Raw genomic sequence first — 673 nt, 5'->3', positions numbered from 1 at the left:
GACATTGATGCTTTTGCAAAGAAGCACATGTCCATAAACTGGGTTACAGAACGTACCAAACAGCTTAAAAATGTAGGCTAAATTGGGAACGTTAAACTGGACACCCTACTTTTTAATATACTAATCATTAGTTTATTATCTCATATTCACATCCGAACCATTCATCCAAAGTCTGGTTGACTTTCATTTCAATATCAGGTGTGATATTACTTTTTATTTTATTATATACAAATAGCATTGCAGCTCCTTCATCAAGAATACCCAATAACTTATATACAGCACTTGGAATCAGACTTACCGGAGATACTGTATATATAATGGCTGCATAAATCAAAACTCTATCCAATGTTTTAGTCTTATCATCAGACAGCACAAAATAAAACTGTAACAAAGGCTTGGCTGCAGCCCTACCGACTTTTTTAGCATAAGGTTTTAATTTCTCGTACAAATCATTTCCTTTTTCTTTCCAATCCACATCCTTTACCTTCTCCAATAAAGAATCAATATTTTTACCCATAATCAAATAGGCCAAAATCGTTATACAAATTATTGTCGTCATAATTAATTAAGTAACTATTCAAAATTAATTTTATACATATGAGTAATTCACAAATAAGTTCGTACCTACAGATGCCAGTGCCCTGTTTGTACAATAGAAAAGCGAGTCCTTAGT

Annotated in this window: 1 protein-coding gene; it reads right to left on the bottom strand. The window is 32.5% G+C overall.

The genetic code is table 11. The features are described from left to right. Nucleotides 1-127: 127 nt before the first annotated feature. The gene (locus H6A27_RS14510) at nucleotides 128-517 is read right to left on the bottom strand and encodes a YkvA family protein (RefSeq protein WP_239469734.1); all 390 of its coding nucleotides are present in this window, start codon (nucleotides 515-517) and stop codon (nucleotides 128-130) included. Nucleotides 518-673 lie beyond the last annotated feature (156 nt).

Origin of the sequence: Bacteroides caecigallinarum (genome assembly GCF_016902295.1) — a bacterium.
GTDB classification, from domain to species: Bacteria; Bacteroidota; Bacteroidia; order Bacteroidales; family Bacteroidaceae; genus Phocaeicola; species Phocaeicola caecigallinarum_A.
This window is presented reverse-complemented; position numbering and strand designations above follow the sequence as displayed.

What these genes read in the sequence shown, in the direction of transcription:
- H6A27_RS14510 (WP_239469734.1), bottom strand. Translation starts at nt 517, where the DNA reads ATGGGTAAAAATATTGATTCTTTATTGGAGAAGGTAAAGGATGTGGAT.